20 protein-coding genes are annotated in these 23558 nt (G+C 63.9%); 15 read left to right on the top strand and 5 right to left on the bottom strand.

Annotated features, from left to right (window positions below):
• Window positions 1-68 precede the first annotated feature (68 nt).
• The 3 genes from NLY43_RS10470 to glcF all read left to right on the top strand — a co-directional run bounded on the left by NLY43_RS10470 (window position 69) and on the right by glcF (window position 4324).
• Complete coding sequence (locus NLY43_RS10470; protein WP_023710128.1) at window positions 69-1565, top strand: FAD-linked oxidase C-terminal domain-containing protein; 1497 nt, start codon at window positions 69-71, stop codon at window positions 1563-1565.
• A 217-nt stretch (window positions 1566-1782) separates the two neighbouring features.
• Window positions 1783-2994, top strand: a complete 1212-nt coding sequence (locus NLY43_RS10465; RefSeq protein WP_023710127.1) for an FAD-binding protein — start codon at window positions 1783-1785, stop codon at window positions 2992-2994.
• 4 nt (window positions 2995-2998) lie between these two features.
• Window positions 2999-4324 (top strand): glycolate oxidase subunit GlcF, encoded by a 1326-nt coding sequence (glcF, locus tag NLY43_RS10460; RefSeq protein ID WP_023710126.1) that lies wholly within the window; start codon window positions 2999-3001, stop codon window positions 4322-4324.
• A gap of 4 nt (window positions 4325-4328) precedes the next feature.
• Here the strand turns inward: glcF and NLY43_RS10455 are convergent, their stop codons facing one another.
• Window positions 4329-5249, bottom strand: coding sequence for a bifunctional 5,10-methylenetetrahydrofolate dehydrogenase/5,10-methenyltetrahydrofolate cyclohydrolase (locus tag NLY43_RS10455; RefSeq protein WP_023670547.1), 921 nt, complete (start codon window positions 5247-5249; stop codon window positions 4329-4331).
• Window positions 5250-5520: 271 nt separating this feature from the next.
• A complete protein-coding gene (locus NLY43_RS10450) occupies window positions 5521-6261 on the bottom strand; it encodes a L,D-transpeptidase (RefSeq protein ID WP_023710125.1) in 741 nt (246 codons plus the stop codon).
• Between the two features lie 213 nt (window positions 6262-6474).
• Between NLY43_RS10450 and NLY43_RS10445 the strand changes: the two genes are divergently transcribed.
• A complete protein-coding gene (locus NLY43_RS10445; RefSeq protein WP_023710124.1) occupies window positions 6475-7113 on the top strand; it encodes a DNA-3-methyladenine glycosylase I in 639 nt (212 codons plus the stop codon).
• A 6-nt stretch (window positions 7114-7119) separates the two neighbouring features.
• Here NLY43_RS10445 and NLY43_RS10440 read toward each other — a convergent pair whose 3' ends face one another.
• Window positions 7120-7365: a hypothetical protein gene (locus NLY43_RS10440; RefSeq protein ID WP_023710123.1), complete on the bottom strand. Its 246-nt coding sequence runs from the start codon at window positions 7363-7365 to the stop codon at window positions 7120-7122.
• Between the two features lie 204 nt (window positions 7366-7569).
• On the opposite strand from NLY43_RS10440, the gene hisS reads away from it, so the two are divergent.
• From hisS to NLY43_RS10415, 5 genes are all read left to right on the top strand, one after another.
• Entirely contained in the window at window positions 7570-9066 is a 1497-nt protein-coding gene (gene hisS, locus NLY43_RS10435) for a histidine--tRNA ligase (protein ID WP_023710122.1), read from the top strand.
• 178 nt (window positions 9067-9244) lie between these two features.
• Complete coding sequence (locus NLY43_RS10430; protein WP_023710120.1) at window positions 9245-10363, top strand: ATP phosphoribosyltransferase regulatory subunit; 1119 nt, start codon at window positions 9245-9247, stop codon at window positions 10361-10363.
• A complete protein-coding gene (gene hisG, locus NLY43_RS10425; protein WP_023710119.1) occupies window positions 10360-11061 on the top strand; it encodes an ATP phosphoribosyltransferase in 702 nt (233 codons plus the stop codon). The genes NLY43_RS10430 and hisG overlap by 4 nt, the downstream gene beginning before the upstream one ends.
• A 234-nt stretch (window positions 11062-11295) precedes the next feature.
• Window positions 11296-13056 (top strand): AMP-binding protein, encoded by a 1761-nt coding sequence (locus NLY43_RS10420; protein WP_023710118.1) that lies wholly within the window; start codon window positions 11296-11298, stop codon window positions 13054-13056.
• A gap of 95 nt (window positions 13057-13151) precedes the next feature.
• On the top strand, window positions 13152-14255 hold the full coding sequence (locus NLY43_RS10415; protein WP_023710117.1) for a calcium:cation antiporter: 1104 nt from the start codon (window positions 13152-13154) through the stop codon (window positions 14253-14255).
• A 105-nt stretch (window positions 14256-14360) separates the two neighbouring features.
• Here NLY43_RS10415 and NLY43_RS10410 read toward each other — a convergent pair whose 3' ends face one another.
• Window positions 14361-15269, bottom strand: coding sequence for a hydrogen peroxide-inducible genes activator (locus NLY43_RS10410; RefSeq protein WP_023710116.1), 909 nt, complete (start codon window positions 15267-15269; stop codon window positions 14361-14363).
• A 140-nt stretch (window positions 15270-15409) separates the two neighbouring features.
• On the opposite strand from NLY43_RS10410, the gene katG reads away from it, so the two are divergent.
• Window positions 15410-17605, top strand: a complete 2196-nt coding sequence (gene katG / locus NLY43_RS10405) for a catalase/peroxidase HPI (RefSeq protein ID WP_023710115.1) — start codon at window positions 15410-15412, stop codon at window positions 17603-17605.
• Window positions 17606-17669: 64 nt separating this feature from the next.
• On the opposite strand, the gene NLY43_RS10400 is transcribed toward katG, so the two are convergent.
• A complete protein-coding gene (locus NLY43_RS10400; protein WP_023681822.1) occupies window positions 17670-18347 on the bottom strand; it encodes an MIP family channel protein in 678 nt (225 codons plus the stop codon).
• Between the two features lie 319 nt (window positions 18348-18666).
• On the opposite strand from NLY43_RS10400, the gene NLY43_RS10395 reads away from it, so the two are divergent.
• The 5 genes from NLY43_RS10395 to guaA all read left to right on the top strand — a co-directional run bounded on the left by NLY43_RS10395 (window position 18667) and on the right by guaA (window position 23339).
• A complete protein-coding gene (locus tag NLY43_RS10395) occupies window positions 18667-19956 on the top strand; it encodes an RsmB/NOP family class I SAM-dependent RNA methyltransferase (protein ID WP_023710114.1) in 1290 nt (429 codons plus the stop codon).
• A gap of 86 nt (window positions 19957-20042) precedes the next feature.
• Window positions 20043-20498: a TspO/MBR family protein gene (locus NLY43_RS10390; RefSeq protein WP_023710113.1), complete on the top strand. Its 456-nt coding sequence runs from the start codon at window positions 20043-20045 to the stop codon at window positions 20496-20498.
• A gap of 84 nt (window positions 20499-20582) precedes the next feature.
• Window positions 20583-21041 (top strand): PaaI family thioesterase, encoded by a 459-nt coding sequence (locus NLY43_RS10385; RefSeq protein WP_023710112.1) that lies wholly within the window; start codon window positions 20583-20585, stop codon window positions 21039-21041.
• Complete coding sequence (locus tag NLY43_RS10380) at window positions 21038-21706, top strand: 5'-methylthioadenosine/S-adenosylhomocysteine nucleosidase (protein ID WP_023710111.1); 669 nt, start codon at window positions 21038-21040, stop codon at window positions 21704-21706. Before NLY43_RS10385 ends, NLY43_RS10380 begins: the two co-directional genes overlap by 4 nt.
• A gap of 55 nt (window positions 21707-21761) precedes the next feature.
• Complete coding sequence (gene guaA, locus NLY43_RS10375) at window positions 21762-23339, top strand: glutamine-hydrolyzing GMP synthase (protein WP_023695122.1); 1578 nt, start codon at window positions 21762-21764, stop codon at window positions 23337-23339.
• Window positions 23340-23558 lie beyond the last annotated feature (219 nt).

Here is a 23558-nt window from a genome sequence, read left to right as displayed (position 1 = left end):
CGCGGTGTTTGCAACATCCGGATGTAACTGGTAAAAGATTTTTACCAGCCAAGCGGAGGACGCCGCCGATGTCCGGCCTTGTCATGCCCAAGCCAGACGACGCCACGATGCGAAGGCGCGCAGAGATCGTCGCCGATATGCGCATCATCGTGCCGGGCGAGGGCGTCGTCGACGCCACCAACGAAATGCGCGCTTTCGAAAGCGACGGTCTCACCGCCTACCGGCAATTGCCGCTGGTCGTGGTGCTGCCGGAAACGGTGGCGCAGGTGTCGCGGGTGCTGAAATACTGCAACGACCGCAACATCCGTGTCGTGCCGCGCGGCTCCGGCACCTCACTCTCCGGCGGCGCGTTGCCGCTCGAGGATGCCGTGCTGCTGGTCATGAGCCGCTTCAACCGCATCCTTGCCATCGACTATCCCGACCGCGTCGTCATCGCCCAGCCGGGCGTCACCAATCTCGGCATCACTACTGCCGTCGAGCAGGAGGGCTTTTATTACGCCCCCGATCCATCCTCCCAGATCGCCTGCTCGATCGGTGGCAATGTCGCGGAAAATTCCGGCGGCGTGCACTGCCTGAAATACGGCCTGACCGCCAACAATGTGCTCGGCATCGAAATGGTGCTGATGAATGGCGAGGTGGTGCGGCTTGGCGGCAACCATCTGGACTCGGAAGGCTATGATCTCCTCGGCGTCATGACGGGGTCCGAAGGCCTGCTCGGCGTCGTCACCGAGGTCACCGTGCGCATCCTGAAAAAGCCGGAGACAGCCCGTGCTCTGCTGATCGGCTTTCCGACCAGCGAGCAGGGCGGCCAATGCGTCGCCGACATCATCGGCGCCGGCATTATCCCCGGCGGCATGGAGATGATGGACCGGCCGGCGATCCATGCGGCGGAGGATTTCGTCCATGCCGGCTACCCCCTTGATGTCGAGGCGCTGCTGATCGTCGAACTCGACGGGCCGGGCGTCGAGGTCGACCACCTGATCGGTCTCGTCGAGGCGATCGCCTATAGGAACGGCTCCACCACCTGCCGCATCTCGCAATCCGAACAGGAGCGGCTGAGTTTCTGGGCCGGCCGCAAGGCGGCCTTCCCGGCGGTCGGCCGCATCTCACCCGACTATTACTGCATGGATGGCACCATCCCGCGCAAGGAATTGCCCCGTGTGCTCGCCGGCATGCGCGAACTGTCGGGAAAATACGGCCTTGGCGTCGCCAATGTCTTCCACGCCGGCGACGGCAATCTGCATCCGCTGATCCTCTATGACGCCAACGTGCCGGGCGAACTCGACAAGGCGGAAAGTTTTGGCGCCGACATCTTGCGGCTCTGCGTCAAGGTCGGCGGCGTCTTGACCGGCGAGCACGGCGTCGGCGTCGAGAAGCGCGATTTGATGCCGGAGATGTTCAACCAGATCGACCTCGACCAACAAATGCGCGTCAAATGCGCCTTCGACCCCAACCATCTGCTCAACCCGGGAAAAGTGTTCCCGCAACTGCGCCGCTGCGCGGAGCTTGGACGCATGCATGTGCATCGCGGCCAGGTGGCGTTTCCGGACATTCCGAGGTTTTGATGGGGGCGGAATGTCTCACGTCGGCGATCCTTCGCACCCCCCTCTGTCCTGCCGGACATCTCCCCCACAAGGGGGGAGATCACCAGTCATCTCTGCCTTCGCCAATCTTCGACGTTGCTAGAGAGGCGCGGTCGCCAAAGCTGCTAATCTCCCCCCAAGTGGGGGAGATGTCCGGCAGGACAGAGGGGGGCGCGAAGGAACTCGACCCATCTTCGCCATGACGACCTTCACCCCCACCACATCGGCCGAGATCCTCTCCACCGTCCAATGGGCGGCGGCGGAAGAGTCACCTTTGGAAATCATCGGCCACGGCTCCAAGCGCGGCATCGGCCGGCCACAGCAGAGCGAACACACGCTCGATCTTTCGAAGCTCACCGGCGTCACGCTCTACGAGCCGGCCGAGTTGGTACTGTCGGCCAAGGCCGGCACGCCGCTTTCCGAGATCGAAAACCTGCTCGCCGAAAGCGGCCAGCAACTCGCCTTCGAACCGATGGATTACGGTCCTTTACTCGGCGGCGAGCCCGGCAAGGGCACCATCGGCGGCGTGCTCGCCGCGAACCTGTCCGGCCCGCGCCGGCTGAAGGCGGGGGCTGCACGAGACCATATTCTGGGAATCAATGCGGTTGCCGGACGCGGCGAGGCCTTCAAGTCCGGCGGCCGCGTCGTCAAGAATGTCACCGGCTACGATCTGTCGAAGCTGATGGCCAACAGCTGGGGCACGCTGGCCGTGTTCACCGATGTCACCTTCAAGGTGCTGCCGGCGGCCGAGACCGAGGTGACGCTTGCCATGCGCGGCCTACTCGACGATGCCGCCTCTGCCGCCATGGCGCTGGCGCTCGGCTCCAGCGCCGAAGTGTCGAGCGCGGCCCATCTGCCCGAACGCATCGCCGCGCGCGTTGCCGGGGGCAGTCTAGGCACCGACGCTGCAACGCTGCTGCGCGTCGAAGGGTTTGGCCCATCGGTCGCCTATCGCATTGAGGCGCTGAAGACCCTGCTGAAAAATGCCGGCCCGCTGCAGGAGATCGCAGGTGAGACATCACATACCCTCTGGCGTGACATAAGGGACTGCACGCCATTCGCCGACCGTAGCGAAAAGCCGGTCTGGCGCGTCTCCATGGCGCCGTCTCAGGCCCATCAGATGGTGCTGACGCTGCGCATGCAGATCGGTGTCAGCGCCTTCTACGACTGGCAGGGCGGGCTGCTCTGGCTGCGCATGGAGGAGGGCGATCCCGAGGCCGCCCTGCTGCGCGGGCTGATCAGAAAGCTTGGCGGCGGCCACGCCACGCTGGTGCGCGCCACCCCTTCGCATCGCGCCGCCGTCCCGGTGTTCGAGCCGCAGGCACCGCATAAGGCCGCACTGTCGGCGCGGCTCAAGGCCGAGTTCGATCCCAAGTCCATCCTCAATCCCGGCCGCATGGCCCAAGGCTAAGATAATGCAAACCAACTTCTCCCTTGCCCAGCTTGCTGATCCGCATGTCGCGGAATCGGAGAAGATCCTGCGCAAATGCGTGCATTGCGGCTTCTGCACCGCCACCTGCCCGACCTATGTGACGCTTGGCAACGAACTCGATTCGCCGCGCGGGCGCATTTATCTCATCAAGGACATGCTGGAGAATGGCCGCCCGGCCGACAAGGAGATCGTCACCCATATCGACCGCTGCCTGTCCTGCCTGGCCTGCATGACCACCTGCCCGTCGGGCGTCAACTACATGCACCTGGTCGACCATGCCCGCGCCCATATCGAGGAGACTTACAAGCGGCCGCTGCTCGACCGGCTGACCCGCGCCATGCTGGCCTTCGTGCTGCCCTATCCCGCGCGCTTTCGCGCCGCGCTGAAATTGGCGAGACTGGGCAAGCCATTCATCGGCCTGTTCGAAAGGCTGCCGGCGCTGAGGCCGCTGGGCGCGATGCTGAAGCTGGCACCGGCCTCGATCCCGACGGTCTCGCCAATGGCCTCTTCCGGCATTCATGCCGGGCAGGGGACGAAGAGAGGCCGCGTCGCCATCCTCACCGGCTGCGCCCAATCGGTACTCGACCCCGCCATCAACGAGACGACGATTGCATTGCTGACACGGCTGGGCGTCGAGGTCGTGGTGCCGCAGGGCGAAGCCTGCTGTGGCGCGCTGGTCCATCATATGGGCCGCGAGGCAGCAGCCCTTGCCTCGGCCCGGCAGAATGTCGATGCGTGGACGCGTGCCATCGACCAGGGCGGGCTCGATGCCATCGTCATCACCGCGTCCGGCTGCGGCACAACGATCAAGGACTACGGCTTCATGCTGCGCCTCGATCCGGCCTATGCCGACAAGGCCGCGCGGGTCTCGGCGCTGGCCAGGGACATTACCGAATATCTCGCAAGCCTCGACCTGCCCGAGCCGGTGCGCAAACCCGGCACCGTCGTCGCCTATCACTCCGCCTGCTCGATGCAGCACGGCCAGAAGATCACCCGCCAGCCGAAGGAATTGCTCGCCAGGGCCGGCTTCGTCGTGCGCGATCCGCGCGAGGGACATCTGTGCTGCGGCTCGGCCGGCACCTACAACATCCTGCAGCCGGAGATTTCGGAGAAGCTGCGCGACCGAAAGGTGAAAAACATCGAGGCCACCGGCGCGGAGATCGTTGCCACAGGCAATATCGGCTGCATCACCCAGATCGCTTCGGCTGCAAAGCTGCCGGTGGTGCACACGATCAAGCTGCTCGACTGGGCCTATGGTGGTCCGAAGCCGGAGGGCGTCTCCGAAGGAAACCTGGTCGCCGCCGAGTAAGCAGCTATTCCGCTGCCAGCCGGTCCACCACGCCATACGTCGCCTGGTAGCGCGCGCGCTGGCGGCTGAGCGCGACCATTGTGTTGCGCAAGAGGATCGCCACAGTGATCGGGCCGACGCCGCCCGGCACCGGCGTGATCCAGGACGCGACTTCCTTCACGCTCTCGGTGTCGACGTCGCCGACGATGCGGCTCGTGCCGTCCGGGCCGATCTCGGAATTGATGCCGATGTCGATGACGGCCGCACCGGGCTTCACCATGTCGGCCTTGATCAGCCGCGGCTTGCCGACGGCGACGAACAGCGCATCGGCGCGGCGCGCATGTGCCGCCACCGAGCGCGTCATGTGATGGCACACCGTCACCGTCGCGCCTTCGCTCATCAGCAGGAAGGCAATCGGCTTGCCGACGATCTCGGAATGGCCGACGACGACGACTTCGAGCCCCTTGAGGTCGAGGCCGGTTTCCTTGAGCAGCTCGACCGAGGCCGCAGCCGTGCAAGGCGCGAGGTCGAGCTGATTGTAGACGATATTGCCGATCGACGCCGGATGCATGCCCTCGACGTCCTTCAGTGGATGCACCGCCGCTTGCAGCGTCTTGATCGGGATATGCGCCGGCACCGGCCGCTGGATGATGATGCCGGTGACGCGCGGGTCGGCGTTCAGGCCGTGGATCGCCGCCTCGAGTTCGCCGGCGCTGATGTCGGCGGGGAACCGCCGCTCCTCGAAACCGATGCCGGCAAGGGCGGCCTTGGCGCGCTGGTTGCGCACATAGACATCTACGGCAGCGGTATCGCCGACGGTGATCGACACCAGCTTGGGCGGAAAACCTTCGGCGGTAGCGATGGCGGCATCCTCGCGCACGGATGCCATGATGCGCTGGGCGACCGGGCCGCCCCGGAGATAGCGGCTATCGTCTGGCGGAGACATGGCTGGACCTTTGCAGCGGAGTTTGGCGCAGGGGAGTTTGGCCGTCCCTATAGCGGGGGAAATGCGGCAAGGCAGCGTGAAAGCGAACCGTCATCCCCCTGGCGCGACGTTCTGGCGCAGCCTGGCTCAGCTATAGCCGCAAAGAGAAAGGGCAGCGCGGTTTCCCAGGCTGCCCTTTCCTGACTGGCCGCATCCCCACACGGCCCGTCCCCCGCAAACTCTTCCCGATCCTGAAGGTCTAACCTTCTGGACCAGATGATTCGGTAGCCGATTATATCACGACCACGGTCGTTCCAACATTGACCCTCTCGTAAAGGTCAACCACGTCCTCGTTGCGCATGCGGATGCAGCCGGAAGACACCGAGCCGCCGATGGTCCATGGCTGGTTGGTGCCGTGGATGCGGTATTCCGTCGTGCCGAGATAGAGCGCGCGGGCGCCAAGCGGGTTTTCCTCGCCGCCGGCCAGATAGGTCGGGAGGTAGCGGCCCTTGGCGGCCTCGCGCTTGATCATCTCCGCTGGCGGGCGCCAGTCCGGCCAGACGCGCTTGTTGGTGATCTTGTGCGTGCCAGACCATTCGAAGCCAGGCTTGCCTGTGCCGACGCCATAGCGCCGCGCCTTGCCGTTCTTCTCGACCAGGAACAGGAAATTCTGCGTCGTATCGATGACGACCGTGCCCGGCTTCTGCGGGCCGTCATAGGCGACTTCCTGCGGCAGATAGAGCGGGTTGATCTGTGGTCGCATCACCAAGCGCTTGGCCGGCGCCTGCACCGAAGCGGTGCGCACCCGATCGGGGCGTGCCGGCTGCGCATAGCGCAGGCGTGGCTGCTGCTGCTGACGGCTCTGCCGCACTATGCCGGGCGCGCGGCCAAGCTGCAGCACCCAGGGTGCCGAGAGGTCAGGGCTCACCATAACCGGCGGCCTGTCGGCATAGCGGTCGTTGGCGGCGGACGAGTTGGCGCCGGCGGCCAGAATGGCCACGGCGCCGAGCACGGAACGCAAAAACATCTTCATCGGAACGCACCTTGATCGTCAAACGGACAGAGGCGGGAACTTGCCTCCGGTTGCGCGATCCTTGGCGCCAAGCCACAACCGAAACATGAATCGGAATGCGTAAAATGCTCACTTGTCAGTAAACCTTTTGGTGTGGTTACCGCCGGGTTCAGGAATCTGGTAAAGCCGCGGTAAACGATGCTTGCAAGCGCGTTAACGAATGGATCTTTGTTGATGGCACAAGACAATACCGGCCTGCTTACCGGCGCCGACGGCATCACACGCTGCTTCTGGCACGGCAATCTGCCGGACTATCTGCATTATCACGACCATGAATGGGGCCGGCCGATGGCCGACGACCGCAGGCTGTTCGAAAAGATCTGCCTCGAAGGTTTTCAGTCCGGCCTGTCCTGGCTGACCATCCTGCGCAAGCGCGAGAATTTCCGCGAGGCTTTCGCCGGTTTCGACTTCGACAAGGTCGCCGCCTTCACCGACGAGGATGTCGAGCGCCTGGTCGGCAATGCCGGCATCATCCGCCACCGCGGCAAGATCGTCTCGACCATCAACAACGCCAAACGTGCGAGAGAAATGGTCGACGAGTTCGGCTCGCTGGCCGCCTGGTTCTGGAAGTTCGAGCCGGGCAAGGAGGAGCGGCCCGAAATCGTCGACCTCACCCATCTGCGCGCCAATCCCACAACTGTGGTTTCGACCCGCATCTCGAAAGAACTGAAAAAGCGCGGCTGGAGCTTTGTCGGCCCGACCACCGTCTACGCCTTCATGCAGGCGATGGGCCTGGTCAACGACCATCTCGAGGGGTGTGTTTGCCGGGAGCAGGTCGAGAAGGACAGGAAGGCGTTCAAACGGCCGAAGTGAGCGTCGTCAGGTGCCGCTTGCGCCGGTCAGGAACAGCCCAGCGACGATCGCGGCCAGCGCTGCAAAGGCCGGATAGATCACCAGCAGGCTGGTCATCATCGCATCGCGCATCGTCGAGCCTTTGCGCTCGTCGGCGGTGACCTCAAACGGCCCGGCCACTCTCGCCGTCACCGGCGCACGGCTCTCGGCCGGCCGCAGCCGGACTTCATGCAAGCCGTCGTCTCTGATATCGAATTTCTGTGCCGCAGTCATGGCCCCAACCCCTTGTTTCGGCGCGCTTATCGGCTCCGATTGTGTCGGCACGATGCCGCACCGATGGCGGAATTGTTTCCTTTTTGGTGCGTTTTGTTTCGAAGGAGAAGGAAAGAGCGCAAACCCTTGCCGCACAAAGCCGCTTCGGTTAGGACACGCCCACTCCAAACAAGTCATCGATTACTAAGCGAAAAGACCCATCCCATGGCCGACAAATCGGAAAAGACGAAAGCGCGGCTGCCGCGCGGCTTTGCCGACCGCAGCGCTGAAGACATCCGCGCCGTCGAGAAGATGATGGCCACGATCCGTTCGGTCTATGAGCTCTACGGTTTCGAGCCGGCCGACCAGCCGCTGATCGAGTACACCGATGCGCTCGGCAAATTCCTGCCCGACCAGGACCGGCCGAACGAAGGCGTTTTCTCGTTCCAGGACGATGATGAGCAGTGGCTGTCGCTGCGCTATGATTTGACTGCGCCGACGGCGCGCTACGTCGCCGAGAATTTTGAGAAGCTGCCGAAACCCTATCGCAGCTACCGCTCCGGCTGGGTGTTCCGCAACGAAAAGCCCGGCCCGGGCCGCTTCCGCCAGTTCATGCAGTTCGACGCCGACACGATCGGTACGCCGGGCGTCGCAGCCGACGCCGAGATGGCCATGATGATGGCCGACGTGATGGAAGCGCTTGGCATCAAGCGTGGCGACTACGTCATCCGGGTCAACAACCGCAAGGTGCTGGATGGCGTGCTGGAGGCGATCGGCCTTGGCGGTGACAACAATGCCGGCCGCCGGCTGACCGTGCTGCGCGCCATCGACAAGCTGGACAAGCTCGGGCGGGAAGGCGTGAAGCTTCTGCTTGGGCCGGGCCGATGGGATGGCGGCAAGGAAGGCGAGGGCGACTTCGCCAAGGGCGCTGGTTTGGACGACGGGCAAGCTGAAGCAGTTCTCCTCGCCACGGCAAGGAACGCACAGGTCGACCAGGTTTCCATAGTGAGCTCGAACCCGACTTACCAAGAAGGCGTCGGCGAGCTCGCGACGATTGAAGCCCTGGTCAGGGCGGCCGGATATGGCGAAGATCGCATCGCCATGGACCGCTCCGTCGTTCGTGGCCTCGAATACTACACCGGCCCGGTTTTCGAGGCCGAGCTTCTGGCCGAAATCCCCAACGAAGACGGCCAGATCGTGCGCTTCGGTTCGGTCGGTGGTGGCGGCCGCTATGACGGGCTGGTCTCGCGCTTCCGTGGCGAGCCGGTGCCGGCGACCGGCTTTTCGATCGGCGTCTCCCGCCTGATGACGGCGCTGAAGAACCTCGGCAAGCTGGACAGCACCGATGTCATCGCGCCGGTCGTCGTGCTGGTGATGGACAAGGATACGGAAAGCCTCGGTCGCTACCAGAAGATGGTGGCCGATCTGCGCGCGGCCGGCATCCGCTCCGAAATGTATCTCGGCGGCGCCGGCATGAAGGCGCAGCTGAAATATGCCGACCGCCGCGGCAGCCCGGTCGCCGTTATCCAGGGCGGCGACGAGCGCGCCAAGGGCGAGTTGCAGATCAAGGATCTGATCGAGGGCGCGCGCATGTCGGCAGAGATCACCGACAACGCCGAATGGCGCGCCGCAAGGCCGGCACAGGTCACGGTAGCGGAGAGCGAGTTGGTCGCCGAGGTGAAGAAGATTTTGGCTGCGCAGGTCGAGGAGAGGGCGAAATGATGAGCGCCGCGCTGTTCTTCCCTTCTCTCCTTGTGGGAGAAGGTGGATCGGCGCGGAGCGCCGAGACGGATGAGGGGTGTTCCGGGGAACTCCAACGCCTCACTCCGCTGGAACACCCCTCATCCGTCGCCTTCGGCGACACCTTCTCCCACAGGGAGAGAAGGGAAGGCTGCGCTTCATGACCTCCCGTCCCGCCATCGCATCCGAAATCACCAAGCTCTTCGCCACCCGCAACACCCATGCGGTCGAGGTCGCGGTGCTGCAGCCGGCCGATCCGTTCCTCGACATGGCCGGCGAGGATCTGCGCCGCCGCATCTTTCTCACCGAAAGCGAGACCGGCAAGACGCTGTGTCTGCGGCCGGAATTCACCATCCCCGTCTGCCTCGACCACATCGCCTCGCAGGCCGGCACGCCGCGCCGCTATTCCTATCTCGGCGAAGTGTTCCGCCAGCGCCGCGAGGGCGGCAACGAGTTCTTTCAGGCCGGCATCGAGGATCTCGGCGACCGCGATACGGCCGAGGCCGATGCGCGTTCGCTGGCCGATGCGCACGCGCTGCTGCAGCTGGTGCTGCCGGCGCAACCTCTTGCGATCACGCTCGGCGACCAGACCATCTTCGAGGCGGTGCTGGCGGCCCTCGGCCTGCCGCGCGGCTGGCGCATGCGACTTGCGCGCGCCTTCGGTTCGGCGCCGATGCTGCAGGCAGCGTTGTCCGATCTCGCCAACCCGCCACGCAACGGTCAGCTTGACGGCGAAGTCGCGGCCCTTGTCCTCGATCGCGATCTCGAAGCGCTTTCCGCCCACATTGCCGGCGGCATGGAAGAGGCCGGCCTGCTGGCATCCGGCGGACGCGCGCCCGCCGACATTGCCCGGCGGCTGATCGAAAAGGCCGAACTGCGCAGCGTGCGGTTGTCGAACGAAGCGTTTGCGGCGCTCAGGGATTTTCTCGCCATTGACGTGCCGCTCGACGGCGCGAGTGCTGCGCTCGAAAGTTTTGCGGCCTCTGCCGGGCTTTCGCTGGGCGCGGCGCTGGAAAAATTCGCCGCCCGCGCCAAAGCCATAGAGGCACATGGCCTGCCTGCAAAGACGATCAGCTACGACGCTGCCTTCGGCCGTCCGCTGGATTACTACACCGGCATCGTCTTCGAGATCGCAGCACTTGGTGGCGAGCGGCCGCTGGCCGGCGGCGGTCGCTACGACCGGCTGCTGACCCTGCTCGGCGCCAAGACGCCGATCCCCGGCGTCGGCTTCTCCGTCTGGCTCGACCGCATCGAAGCGCTGCGGGGAGAGCCGCAATGATCACGCTGGCGATCCCATCGAAAGGCCGGCTCAAGGAGCAGGCCTTGGAGGTACTGGCCAGGGCCGGGCTTGCCGTCAGCCTGCCCGGCGATGAGCGCCAGTACCGCGCCCGCATCGACGGCGCCGAGGGCATCGAGGTGGCGTTCCTGTCGGCGTCCGAAATCGCCGGCGAGATTGGGCAAGGTTCGGTCGACCTCGGCATTACCGGCGAGGACCTGCTGCGCGAAAACCTCGCCGACTGGGAGGCGCGCGCCGAAATCGTCGCTCGCCTCGGCTTCGGCCATGCCGATGTCGTGGTCGCGGTGCCCGGCATCTGGCTCGACGTCGACACCATGGCCGATCTCGACGATGTCGCCGCCGATTTCCGCCAGCGCCACGGCAGGCGGCTCAGGATCGCCACCAAATACTGGCGGCTCACGCAGCAGTTCTTCTCGCAAAAGCACGGCATCCAGGTCTACCGCATCGTCGAAAGCCTCGGCGCCACCGAAGGCGCGCCGGCGGCAGGCCTTGCCGATGTCATCGTCGACATCACCACCACCGGCTCGACCCTGCGCGCCAACCATCTCAAGGTGCTGGCCGATGGGGTTGTGCTGGAGTCGCAGGCTTGCCTGGTGGCTGCCCGGAAAGATCGTGCGCCGGCGGATGAGGCGCTAGTGCGGGAAATAGCCGCGAAGATGAGCGCGCTCCCTCCCCCTTGAGGGGAGGGTGGACAGCCGCCAAAGGCGGATGGACGGGTGGGGTCGCTCCGGCAGTGCTCGACGCGAGACGACCCAAGCCGGGTCGACCGTGAGCAAGGAAGTCGAGCACTTCGCCGAGGGTCCCACCCGCCTCGCTTCGCGAGGCACCCTCCCCGCGAGGGGGAGGGGAACCGCCTCTACTTTCCACCATCCCATCAGGCTGATAGGCTCGCCATATCCCGGGAGGAAACGGCGATGGCGATCAATCTCGACGAGCTCAAGAACGCCACCAATCTGCGCGGGCGCGGCAGGGCTTTCATCGCTCCGCTCGACGGCCGGGCACATGTGTCGGGCGACCGTTCGGTGCCGCTGCTCGACAAGACGATCCCTCAGCTTTTCTCCGGCACGGTCAGCAAATACGCCACGCAGGATGCTGCCGTCTTCGTCGGCCAGGACAAGCGCTTCACCTGGAGCGAACTGTCGGACACGGTCGATACGCTCGCCGCCGGCTTCCTGGCGCTGGGCCTCGAAAAAGGCGACCGTGTCGGCATCTGGTCGCCCAACCGCTGGGAATGGCTGGTCACCCAATTCGCCACAGCTCGCATCGGCCTGATCCTGGTCAACATCAACCCGGCCTACCGGCTGACGGAGCTCGAGTATGCCCTCAACAAGGTCGGCTGCAAGGCGCTGGTCACCGCCGCCAGTTTCAAGACCTCCGACTATCTCGGCATGATCGAGACGCTGGCGCCGGAGCTCGCCAACGCCACCCCCGGCAAGCTCAAGGCGCAGAAATTGCCGACGCTGAAGATCGTCATTCGCATGGGCGACGACAACTCGCCCGGCATGTTCAATTTCGCCGATGTGCTGTCGATGGCCGGCCGCGACGAGCATGACAGCCTCGACCGCATCTCCGAAGGGCTGAAGCCGGGCGAGGCCATCAACATCCAGTTCACATCAGGCACGACGGGCGCGCCCAAGGGCGCGACGCTGACCCACACCAACATCGTCAACAATGGCAATTTCGTCACCGCTGCGATCAAGCTCACCGTTGACGACCGGCTCTGCATCCCGGTGCCGCTCTACCACTGCTTCGGCATGTCGATGGGCACGATGGGCTGCGTCACCAAGGGCGCGACCATGGTGTTTCCTGGCGAGGGTTTTGACGCCGGCGCGACGCTGAAGGCGGTGGCGCAGGAACGCTGCACCGGCCTCTACGGCGTGCCGACCATGTTCGTCGCCATGCTTGACCACGCCGACTTCACCAGCTTCGATCTCTCCAGCCTGCGCACCGGCATCATGGCGGGCTCACCATGCCCGATCGAGGTGATGAAGAAGGTGGTGACGCTGATGCATATGGAAGAGGTGACCATCGCCTACGGCATGACCGAGACCAGCCCGGTCTCGTTCCAGAGCAGCGTCGACGATCCGCTGGAAAAACGCGTCTCCACTGTCGGCCGCATCCATCCGCATGTCGAGGTCAAGGCCATCGACGCCGAGGGCGCCACCGTCGCCGTCGGCGCGCCGGGCGAGCTGTGCACCCGCGGCTATTCCGTCATGAAAGGCTACTGGGACGACGCGGAAAAAACCCGCGAGGCGATCGACGCCGACGGCTGGATGCACACCGGTGATCTCGCCACCATCGACTCCGAGGGCTATTGCAACATTGTCGGCCGGGTCAAGGACATGGTCATCCGCGGCGGCGAAAACGTCTATCCCAGAGAGGTCGAGGAATTTCTCTATCGCCATCCCAAGGTCAAGGAGGTGCAGGTGTTCGGCATTCCCGACGCCAAATATGGCGAGGAGCTGTGCGCCTGGATCGTGCTGAAGCCCAACCAGATCGCCACCGAGCAGGAGATCAAGAATTTCTGCGCCGGCCAGATCGCCCACTACAAAATCCCCCGCTACATCCGCTTCCGCACCGAACTGCCGATGACGGTGACGGGCAAGCCGCAGAAGTTTCTGATGCGGGAAGCGATGGTGGAGGAACTGGGGCTGGTGGTGCAGAAGACGGCTTGAGGGTTGAACGCCGGGGACGGGACTGCCGGGCTTCGAAACGACATTGGGGTGCTCGACAGGCTTCCGCAAGGTTCGCCGAACGCATTGGGGCTTGAATGACTGGTTTCGCACGATCAGCGACTTCCTATGCGATGCCTTTGGCCGCGCTGGCACTGGCCGTTGCGGTCAGAGTCAGCGGGCTATCGGTGGACGAAGGTTCGCCGAGCGTCAGGATTCTCGTCGGAGCGCTCTCGAGTGCGATCATGTTCATCACTATTTTCGTGGTGCTCGATCACGCCGAGGCGGTGGCCCACCGTGTGGGGGAGCCTTACGGCACATTGGTGCTGACTTTTGCCGTGACGGCAATCGAAGTGTCGATCATCGTTTCCATGATGCTGCATGGAGAGAACAACCCCACGCTTGCACGTGAATCGGTCTTCTCGACAGTGATGATTGCCTCCACGGGCGTTGTCGGAATGTGTCTCACGTTTGGCGGCTGGCGGCATCGCAAGCAGGCAATTGTCCGGCAAGGGACCAGCGCATATCTGGCGGTTTTGGCCGCACTGACCGTCATGACGCTTATCCTGCCGACCTACACGCGGACCACCGATCCCGGCACATTTTCGGCAGCTCAGCTTGGCCTGGTAAGCGTTCTTTCCGTGCTGCTCTATGCAAGCTTTGTGTTCGCGCAGACAGTCCGGCACCGGGACGATTTCATCGAAGGACTGGCACACGACCTTTCGGCGCGAACCGCCCCTCACAAAAGCATCTCTTCCAGCGCTCTGCTCCTGGTCATCGGACTGATCGGAATTGTCATGCTCGCCGAGCAGGTCGCCGCAAGTGTTGAAAATGCGCTCGTTGCTTACCAGGTGACCCAGGCTGACAGCATTGTGGGGGCAATGATCGCGGGTCTGGTTTTGATGCCGGAAGCCATTTCGGCGGTTCGCGCTTCACTCAACAATGAGCTGCAGCGCGGCCTGAATGTCGCAATGGGTTCGGCTTGCGCCACGATTGGTTTGACGATACCTGCGGTCGCAGCAGCCAGCCTGCTTACGGGACGAGGGTTGACCCTGGGGCTCCCGGAAGCTGACGCCGTACTTTTGGTTTTAGCGCTTTTCATATGCAGCGTAAGCTTTAGCAACGAAAGAACGACCTTCCTGACCGGAATCGTCCATGCCGTTGTGTTTTTTACGTATGTATTTCTGGTATTTATCCCTTGAGGCTTTGGTGCGATCTGGCGACCAACCATCAAGGCGGGTATTCTCGAACGCGCCTGATTTGAGCTTTTCGGGGGTTCCCAAGGCGACATCCAAGACCCAAACGACTCACACCCCCATCACCACCCCATCCAGTCCGCGAATGATCTTCGCCAACTCGACGCACTCATCATGCCGCACCTTGTTGCGGCGCCAGGCGAGGCAGATCGTGCGTTGCGGCATTGGCTCCTGGAACGGCACGATCTTGAGGTCCGGCATGGCGCTGGCCGGCTTCGCCGCCATTTCCGGGATAAGCGTGACGCCGAGACCATGCGCCACCATCTGCAGCAGCGTCGTCAGGCTGGTGGCGCCGTAGCTTGCCATCGCTACGGGACGCACGCTGCCGCACAGGGCCAGCGCCTGTTCGCGCAGGCAGTGGCCTTCCTCCAAAAGCATCAACCGCTCCAGCGCCAGGCTTTCCGGCGGCACCGGTGGCGAGGCGAAGGCTGGATCTCCGGATGGCACAGCGAGGAAGAAGCGGTCGGCGAACAGTTCCTCGGTGACCAGGCCCGGCTGGTCGAGCGGCAGCGCGGCAATGAAGGCGTCGAGCCGTCCGCTTGCCGTGTCCTCGACCAGTGATGCGGTGACTGCTTCGCGCAGTTCGAGCTGCAGGGACGGAAAATGCCGTTTCAGTTCCGGGAGCACATGCGGCAAAAGATACGGCGCCACGGTCGGGATGATGCCTAGCCGGAAGCGGCCTTCCATGGCCGGGCGGCCGCGCCGGGCCGTCGTCTCGACGTCGCTGATATCGCGCAGGATGCGCTCGATGCGTGGCAGCAGCGCTTGCGCCTCTTCCGTCATCCGCACCGTCTTGCCGCCGCGCTCGAACAGCCGGCAGTTCAGCCTTTGCTCCATCTGGGCGATCTGCGCGGACAGCGCCGGCTGGCTGACGCCGGCGAGTTTTGCGGCGCGGCCGAAATGCAGCGTTTGCGCCAAAGCCTCGAAATATTGCATCTGCCGCACGGTCAAGCCAATCATAAGGAAAACCTATCGCAACAAACAGGAAAGGCAATTTGTTTTTATCGAAGAGACGGCTTAGTCTGGAACCATTCCAGAGTGGCGCGGCTCCCGGCCGGCCCGGAAAAAACAACACATAAATCAGCAATTCGGAGGCCAAGATGGACGCGATGACCGACGACAACAGCGCCGGCAAATGCCCGGTCGCGCATGGAACCTCCGCCAGGACCAACCGCGACTGGTGGCCGAACCAGCTCGACATCGGCGTTCTCCACCAGCAGTCGAGCCTTTCGGACCCGATGGGCGAAGCTTTCGACTACGCCGCGGAGTTCAAGACGCTCGACCTCGACGCGGTGATCGAGGATTTGCACAAGGTGATGACGGATTCGCAGGATTGGTGGCCGGCCGATTTCGGCCATTACGGGCCGCTGTTCATCCGCATGGCCTGGCACAGCGCCGGCACCTATCGCATCGGCGACGGCCGGGGTGGCGCCGGTGCGGGCCAGCAGCGTTTCGCGCCGCTGAACAGCTGGCCGGACAACGCCAATCTCGACAAGGCGCGCCGGCTGCTGTGGCCGGTCAAGCAGAAATACGGCCGCAAGATCTCCTGGGCCGACCTGTTGATTCTCACCGGCAACGTCGCGCTGGAATCGATGGGCTTCAAGACCTTTGGCTTTGCCGGTGGCCGCGCCGATGTCTGGGAGCCCGAGCAGGATGTCGACTGGGGTTCGGAAACCAAGTGGCTCGACGACAAGCGCTATTCCGGCGACCGTGAGTTGCACGGCCATCTCGGCGCGGTGCAGATGGGCCTGATCTACGTCAACCCGGAAGGGCCGAACGGCAAGCCGGATCCGCTGGCCTCGGCCCGCGACATCCGCGAGACCTTCGGACGCATGGCAATGAACGATGAGGAAACCGTGGCGCTGATCGCCGGCGGCCACACCTTCGGCAAGACCCATGGCGCCGGTGATGCAACACTGGTCGGCGCCGAGCCGGAAGGCGCGGGCATCGAGGCGCAGGGCCTCGGCTGGTCGAGCAAGCATGCCACCGGCATTGCCGGCGATGCGATCACGTCCGGCCTCGAAGTTACCTGGACGACGACGCCGACCAAGTGGAGCAACAACTTCTTCGACAATCTCTTCAACTTCGAATGGGAGCTGACCAAGAGCCCGGCCGGGGCCCATCAGTGGACGCCGAAGGGCGGCTCTGGCGCGGTTACGGTGCCGGACGCGCACAATCCCTCGAAGCGTCATGCGCCGGCAATGCTGACCACCGACCTCGCGCTGCGGGCCGACCCGGCCTATGAGAAGATCTCGCGCCGCTTCCATGAGCATCCGGAGCAGTTCGCCGATGCCTTCGCCCGTGCCTGGTACAAGCTCACCCATCGCGACATGGGGCCGGTCGTGCGGTATCTCGGCCCGTTGGTGCCGAAGGAAGAGCTGATCTGGCAGGATCCGGTTCCGGCCGTCGACCATGAGCTGGTCAGCGACCAGGACATCGCATTGCTGAAGGCCAAGATCCTGGCTTCGGGCCTCAGCGTTTCGCAATTGGTCTCGACCGCCTGGGCCTCGGCCTCGACCTTCCGCAACTCCGACAAGCGCGGCGGCGCTAATGGCGCGCGCATTCGCCTGGCGCCGCAGAAGGACTGGGAGGTCAACCAGCCTGTCGAACTGGCTACCGTGCTGGCGAAGCTCGAAGCCATCCAGAACGAGTTCAACGCAGGCGGCAAGAAGGTCTCGCTGGCCGACCTCATCGTGCTCGGCGGCGTCGCCGCGGTCGAGAAAGCCGCAACGGATGGCGGCAATGCGGTGAAGGTTCCCTTCACGCCCGGCCGCACCGACGCCTCGCAGGCGCAGACCGACGTCCATTCCTTTGCGGCGCTCGAGCCGAAAATTGACGGCTTCCGCAACTATGTCAGGGGCAAACCGCCGATGTCGGTCGAAGCCATGCTGGTCGACCGGGCGCAACTGCTCAACCTGACGGCGCCGGAGATGACGGTGCTGGTTGGTGGCCTGCGCGTGCTCGGCGCCAACACCGGCGGCTCGAAGCATGGTGTGTTGACCGACAGGCCGGGCACGCTGACGAACGACTTCTTCGTCAACCTGCTCTCGATGAGCACCATCTGGGATCCGGCCTCCGAGGCCGGCTCGCATGAGGTCTACGAAGCACGCGACCGCAAGACCAGGGCGGTCAACTGGACCGCCACGCGCGCCGACCTGATCTTCGGCTCGCATGCGCAGCTGCGCGCGCTGGCCGAGGTCTACGGGTCGGCAGATGCCGGGCAGAAATTCGTTGGCGATTTCGTCAAGGCGTGGACCAAGGTGATGAACGCCGACCGTTTCGACATCGCTGCCTGATACAACCTCCCAAACGAAGGGCGCGGGCCGAGGCCCGCGCCCTTCGTTTTCGCAGGCTTCGAAATCAGTCCTTTTCGAAGATGCGTGCCTTCGCGACGACGCCAGCGATTGCGCCGCCGATCAGCGGCGCAACGATGAACAGCCAGAGCTGGCTGAGGGCTGCGCCGCCGGTAAACAGCGCCGGGCCGATCGAACGCGCCGGATTGAGCGAGGTGCCGGTCACCGGGATCATTGCGAAGTGCAGTCCGGCCAGCGTCAGGCCGATGACCAGGCCGGCGAACGCCGTCGAGTGCTTCTCGGCGGTGACGCCGAGGATGACGGTGACGAAGGTGAAGGTGCCGATCAGCTCCCACAGGAAGGCCGAACTCGTCCCCCATTTCGCCACGTCCCAGCCATTGGCGCCGAAACCGGTGGTGTGCCCGCCGGTCTGGCCGGAGACGATGATCCACAGCGCCAGCGAGGCCAGAATGGCGCCGATGATCTGCGCGATCCAGTAAGGAATGACATCCTTGGCCGGCAGCCGGCCGGCAAGGAAGACGCCGAGCGTGACGGCCGGGTTGAGATGTGCGCCTGAGATGGGACCCACCGCGTAAGCCGCCGCAATCAGGCCGATGCCGAACGCCAGGCCGATGGCTTCCTGGCCCAGCGGCAAGTCGGCGAGAAAGCCACCCGTCGCCACCGACGCCGTGCCGATAAACACCAATAGAAATGTCCCTAGAACTTCCGCAAGATACGTTTTCATTGCCCTCTCCTCGTATCGATCCGTCGGTCCGCTTTTCCGCGCCGCGAATCATGGCGCAAAGAGTATTCCCAACGCAAAAGCTTGGAAAGCTGAGCAATTGCGCCACAGATCGTGCTTACGGCGGCCAGTTACCAACATTAGAGACCTTGCATATATTTGAGATTTGTTATCGCCGGCGGGCGGACATTTGCCGGCGGGGAAAATCGTCGGCCGCGAGCGGAAGGCCTCGTCGCCGCGAAATTCAAGCGGGGTTCAATCTCGACGCGAAACGCTCTAAGAGCAGGCCGAAAGATACTGTGCTCGATAGATGGAATGACAAATGCGACTGGGCGGACGGCTGGCGGCAGCCATTGAAGTGCTGGACGACATTGGCCGGCGCCACCGGCCGGTGGCCGATGCGCTGAAAGATTGGGGCCTGTCGCATCGCTTTGCGGGCGGCGGCGACCGCGCGGCGATCGGCAACATCGTCTACGACGCGCTGCGCCACAAACGTTCCGCCGGCTGGCTTTTGGGTGAAGACACGCCCCGCGCCATCGGCTTCGGCGCGCTGCTCATCGAATGGGGCCAGACGCCGCAATCGCTTAACGATGCGCTCCAGGGTGACAAGTTCGCGCCGCCGCTGCTCAGCGCCGCCGAGTTGCAGGCGCTGGCCGAGCGCCGGCCTGAAGACGCGCCGGAGGCGGTGCGGGCGGACATACCCGACTGGTGCGCGCCGCTCTTCGAACGATCCTTTGGCGCAGACTGGGTTGCGGAGGGGGCGGCTTTGGCGACCCGCCCGCCGCTCGACATCAGGGTCAATACGCTGCAGTCCGACCGCGCCAAAGTGCTGGCGGAACTCGCCGAAACCGGCGCCAAGGCAGCCGCTATCGCGCCACAAGGCATTCGCATCCCGCCCATCGACGGCGACGGCAGGCACCCGAACGTACAGGCCGAGCCGGCCTTCCAGAAAGGCTGGTTCGAGGTCCAGGACGAAGGCTCGCAGATCGTTGCCGCCCTTGCCGGCGCGCAAGCCGGGATGCAGGTGCTCGATTTCTGCGCCGGCGCCGGCGGCAAGACGCTGGCGTTGTCGGCGGCGATGGCCAACAAAGGCCAGGTCTTCGCCCATGATGCCGAAAAAGCGCGGCTGGCGCCGATCTTCGACCGCCTCCGCCGTTCGGAAAACCGCAACGTCCAGGTTGTCACCAAGCCGGCTGAGCTCAGCCCCCTCGCAGGCCACATGGACATCGTGCTGGTCGATGCGCCCTGCACCGGCAGCGGCACCTGGCGGCGCCGTCCAGACGCCAAATGGCGGCTGATGCAAAGACAGCTCGATGCCCGCAAGGGCGAGCAGTCGGCGATCCTCGATGCGGCGAAGGCCTATGTCAAACCGGGCGGCCTGCTGGTCTACATCACCTGTTCGGTGTTCGACGAGGAGAATGGCGAACAAATCGCCGCCTTTCGCGAACGGCACAAGGGCTTCGTTCCGGTCGATCATCGCGCGCTTTGGGATGCCAGCTTCCCCGGTCACGCAGCGGCCGCCCGGATCGGCAAGACAAGCGATATCTCGCTGTCGCCGGCTCTGAGCGGCACCGACGGCTTCTATTTCTGTGCGCTGCGTCGGGCGAATTGACGCTGTGATTGACAGACTGACATAGCGCTCCAGTTGCAGATGCGCGGCGTCGGCCGCCAGACGGGGTAGAATTCTTGCAAAGATATGTGTCGCTTCGATATGTGTCGCTTCTGCTTTTCCTCCTTCTTGTGCTCGGCGGCGGCCTGTTGATCGGCTATGCGACGCTGCCGGGTGAATGGTATGCCTCGCTCGCCAAGCCGCCCTTCAACCCGCCCAACTGGGTCTTCGCGCCGGCCTGGACGCTCCTCTATGTGCTGATCGCCGTGGCCGGCTGGCGGACATGGGAGCGGGAACGAGCAGGCGCCGCGATGAAGATCTGGGCCCTCCAGCTTGTTCTGAACTTCGCGTGGTCGCCGACTTTCTTCGGCGCCAAACAGATGGGGCCGGCACTGGTAGTGATCCTGGCTCTTCTCGCCAGCATTGCGCTGTTCATAGCCACGGTGTGGAACCGCGACCGGGTTTCCGGCTGGCTGTTTGCGCCCTATGCCCTATGGGTGGCCTTCGCCACCTTGCTCAACGCGTCGCTGCTCCTGTTGAACTGAGTGCTTTGCTGCAGTGCAGCAAAAGCATTTGCGTGGCGTTCAGGCGTCTGCGATAAGCTTTGCAGATAAATCAGGGCGATGGCCATGGCAGCAAAGATCGTACCCGCACCCGATTATGAGGACCGCGTCAGGGCGTCGTTCGCCCGCCAGCAGGCGATGGCGACCATTGGCGCCGAGCTGACCCTTGTGACGCCGGGCATCATCGAGATCGAAATGCCCTATTCCCAGGCACTGACCCAGCAGCACGGTTTCCTGCATGCCGGGGTGATTTCGACGGCGCTGGACTCGGCCTGCGGCTATGCCGCGTTCTCGCTGATGCCGGAAAATTCCGGCGTGCTGACCATCGAATTCAAGGTCAATCTCCTGGCGCCCGGCCGGGGCGAACGCTTCCTGTTCCGCGGCTCGGTGACCAAACCCGGCCGCACCATCATTGTCGCCGATGGCCAAGCGTACGCCTTGGCCGCCGATGGCGAGGCCAAGCTGATCGCGACCATGACCGGCACGATGATGACGGTGGTTGGCCGTGACGGGATAGCGGGATGATGGCCAGCGTTACGCGAATTGGCGGCAAGGACGTTCTTTTCGTCATGGCGGCGCAAGCGGAATACGGTCTGCATCTGCAGAAACTGTTCACGCCGCTGATGACGGGCGTCGGCCCGGTCGAGGCAGGTGTGCGGCTCGGCGCCGAACTGTCATGGCTGAAGTCTGAGAAGACGCTGCCCGATCTCGTCGTCTCGCTCGGCTCCGCCGGCAGCCGCACACTGGAGCAGACGGAAATCTACCAGGCGGTCTCGGTCAGCTATCGCGACATCGACGCTTCGCCGCTAGGCTTCGAAAAAGGCGCGACGCCGTTCCTCGACCTGCCGGTGACCGTCCCGCTATCATTCAGGATACCGGGCATTAAAGAAGCCAGCCTGTCGACCGGCGGCGCCATCATCACCGGTGCCGCCTATGACGCCATCGCCGCCGACATGGTCGACATGGAAACCTTCGCCTGCCTGCGCGCCTGCCAGTTGTTCGATATCCCGCTTATCGGCCTGCGCGGCATTTCAGACGGTGCAGCCGATCTGCGCAACGTTGGCGACTGGACCGAATATCTGCATGTCATCGACGAGAAGCTGGCGGATGCAGTCGTGCGCCTCGAACAGGCCATCGGCTCCGGCACGCTGCGCAAGGAGCCGCCTGCGGGCGAGCCTGCACCGCTCTGAAAGTCGGGTTACGCAACCCATTGCGCCGACTCGTTTCTTTCTCTAAAGGCTCGCCATGACGACAGCCAATCATTCCGACACCGTCCTGGCGGACACCGTTCTCATCATCGATTTCGGCAGCCAGTTCACGCAGCTCATCGCCCGCCGCATCCGCGAGGCCGGTGTGTTTTCCGAGATCGTGCCGTTCCAATCGGCCGAAGCTGCCTTCAAGCGCATCAATCCAAAAGCCGTTATCCTGTCGGGCGGTCCCTCCTCGACATCGGACATCGGCAGCCCGCGCGCGCCGCAGATCGTCTTCGATGCCGGCGTGCCGGTGCTCGGTATCTGCTACGGCCAGATGGCCATGTGCGTGCAGATGGGCGGCGTAGCCGAAAGCTCGAACCATCGCGAATTCGGCCGTGCCTTCGTCGAGATCGAGAAGGACAGCCCGCTGTTCGAGGGCCTGTGGGCGCCAGGCCAGCGCCACCAGGTGTGGATGAGCCATGGCGACCGCGTCATCTCGCTGCCCAAGGGGTTCGAAGTCTTCGGCAAGTCGGAAGGCTCGCCCTTCGCCATCTTCGGCAATGTCGCGCGCAAGATGTACGGCATCATGTTCCACCCCGAAGTGGTGCATACGCCGGATGGCGCCAGGCTGCTGAGAAACTTCGTGCACAACATCGCCGGCATCGAAGGCGACTGGACGATGCGCGCCTATCGTGAGCACGCGGTCGAGACCATTCGCAAACAGGTCGGCAAGGGCAAGGTGATCTGCGCGCTGTCGGGCGGCGTGGATTCATCGGTCGCTGCCTTGCTGATCCACGAAGCGGTAGGCGACCAGCTGACCTGCATTCTTGTCGACCATGGCCTTATGCGCAAGGACGAGGCGGCCGGCGTCGTGGCGATGTTCCGCCAGCACTACAATCTGCCGCTGATCCTGGTCGACGCGTCGGAAAAATTCATCTCGGCGCTGGAAGGCGAGTCCGACCCCGAGAAGAAGCGCAAGACCATCGGCCGGCTGTTCATCGAAGTGTTCGAGGAAGAGGCCAAGAAACTCGGCGGCGCCGATTTCCTGGCGCAAGGCACGCTCTATCCCGACGTCATCGAGAGCGTCTCCTTCACCGGCGGCCCGTCGGTGACCATCAAGTCGCACCACAATGTCGGCGGCCTGCCGGCGCGCATGAACATGCAGCTGGTCGAGCCGCTGCGCGAACTGTTCAAGGACGAGGTGAGGGCACTGGGCAAGGAACTCGGCCTGCCCGAAAGTTTTATTGGCCGCCATCCGTTCCCCGGACCAGGCCTTGCCATCCGCTGCCCCGGCGGTATCACCCGCGAAAAGCTCGAAATCCTGCGCGAGGCCGACGCCATCTATCTCGACGAGATCCGCAAGGCCGGCCTCTACGACGCCATCTGGCAGGCTTTCGCCGTGCTGCTTCCGGTGCAGACCGTCGGTGTGATGGGCGACGGCCGCACCTACGAATTCGTCTGCGCCCTGCGCGCCGTGACGTCCGTCGACGGCATGACCGCCGACTTCTACCACTACGACATGGCTTTCCTCGGCGCGGCGGCCACCCGCATCATCAACGAAGTCCGCGGCATCAACCGCGTCGTCTACGACGTGACGTCAAAGCCGCCAGGCACCATCGAGTGGGAGTGATTCAGGCCCACTCAAACGCCGCCGAAATATGCCGATCTGCGATGTAACCTACTGAAAACAAAAATAAATCCTTCACGGACAATCAGCGACAATCCGTACGCAAAGATTAACTTTGACGGACCGGTTGACGGACCCTTCCGCACATTGCCCACCCGAGTTTTTCCAAGTACCGTAGGAGCCAACGAGGCTCGTGACGGTACTTTTTTCTGCCTAAGGCAT

Origin of the sequence: Mesorhizobium sp. C416B, assembly GCF_030323165.1 — a bacterium.
Taxonomy (GTDB): domain Bacteria; phylum Pseudomonadota; class Alphaproteobacteria; order Rhizobiales; family Rhizobiaceae; genus Mesorhizobium.
Note: the sequence above shows the minus strand (reverse complement) of the source record. Positions and strands in the feature narration are given on the sequence as shown.

Bases quoted from the DNA above. Each gene is read 5' to 3' on its own strand.
- NLY43_RS10420 (WP_023710118.1), top strand. From the start codon at position 11,296: ATGGCGATCAATCTCGACGAGCTCAAGAACGCCACCAATCTGCGCGGG.
- NLY43_RS10465 (WP_023710127.1), top strand. From the start codon at position 1,783: ATGACGACCTTCACCCCCACCACATCGGCCGAGATCCTCTCCACCGTC.
- NLY43_RS10385 (WP_023710112.1), top strand. From the start codon at position 20,583: ATGGCAGCAAAGATCGTACCCGCACCCGATTATGAGGACCGCGTCAGG.
- NLY43_RS10455 (WP_023670547.1), bottom strand. From the start codon at position 5,249: ATGTCTCCGCCAGACGATAGCCGCTATCTCCGGGGCGGCCCGGTCGCC.
- hisG (WP_023710119.1), top strand. From the start codon at position 10,360: ATGATCACGCTGGCGATCCCATCGAAAGGCCGGCTCAAGGAGCAGGCC.
- NLY43_RS10430 (WP_023710120.1), top strand. From the start codon at position 9,245: ATGACCTCCCGTCCCGCCATCGCATCCGAAATCACCAAGCTCTTCGCC.
- NLY43_RS10445 (WP_023710124.1), top strand. From the start codon at position 6,475: ATGGCACAAGACAATACCGGCCTGCTTACCGGCGCCGACGGCATCACA.
- NLY43_RS10450 (WP_023710125.1), bottom strand. From the start codon at position 6,261: ATGAAGATGTTTTTGCGTTCCGTGCTCGGCGCCGTGGCCATTCTGGCC.
- NLY43_RS10470 (WP_023710128.1), top strand. From the start codon at position 69: ATGTCCGGCCTTGTCATGCCCAAGCCAGACGACGCCACGATGCGAAGG.
- glcF (WP_023710126.1), top strand. From the start codon at position 2,999: ATGCAAACCAACTTCTCCCTTGCCCAGCTTGCTGATCCGCATGTCGCG.
- NLY43_RS10440 (WP_023710123.1), bottom strand. From the start codon at position 7,365: ATGACTGCGGCACAGAAATTCGATATCAGAGACGACGGCTTGCATGAA.
- katG (WP_023710115.1), top strand. From the start codon at position 15,410: ATGGACGCGATGACCGACGACAACAGCGCCGGCAAATGCCCGGTCGCG.
- NLY43_RS10380 (WP_023710111.1), top strand. From the start codon at position 21,038: ATGATGGCCAGCGTTACGCGAATTGGCGGCAAGGACGTTCTTTTCGTC.
- guaA (WP_023695122.1), top strand. From the start codon at position 21,762: ATGACGACAGCCAATCATTCCGACACCGTCCTGGCGGACACCGTTCTC.
- NLY43_RS10400 (WP_023681822.1), bottom strand. From the start codon at position 18,347: ATGAAAACGTATCTTGCGGAAGTTCTAGGGACATTTCTATTGGTGTTT.
- hisS (WP_023710122.1), top strand. From the start codon at position 7,570: ATGGCCGACAAATCGGAAAAGACGAAAGCGCGGCTGCCGCGCGGCTTT.
- NLY43_RS10395 (WP_023710114.1), top strand. From the start codon at position 18,667: ATGCGACTGGGCGGACGGCTGGCGGCAGCCATTGAAGTGCTGGACGAC.
- NLY43_RS10415 (WP_023710117.1), top strand. From the start codon at position 13,152: ATGACTGGTTTCGCACGATCAGCGACTTCCTATGCGATGCCTTTGGCC.
- NLY43_RS10410 (WP_023710116.1), bottom strand. From the start codon at position 15,269: ATGATTGGCTTGACCGTGCGGCAGATGCAATATTTCGAGGCTTTGGCG.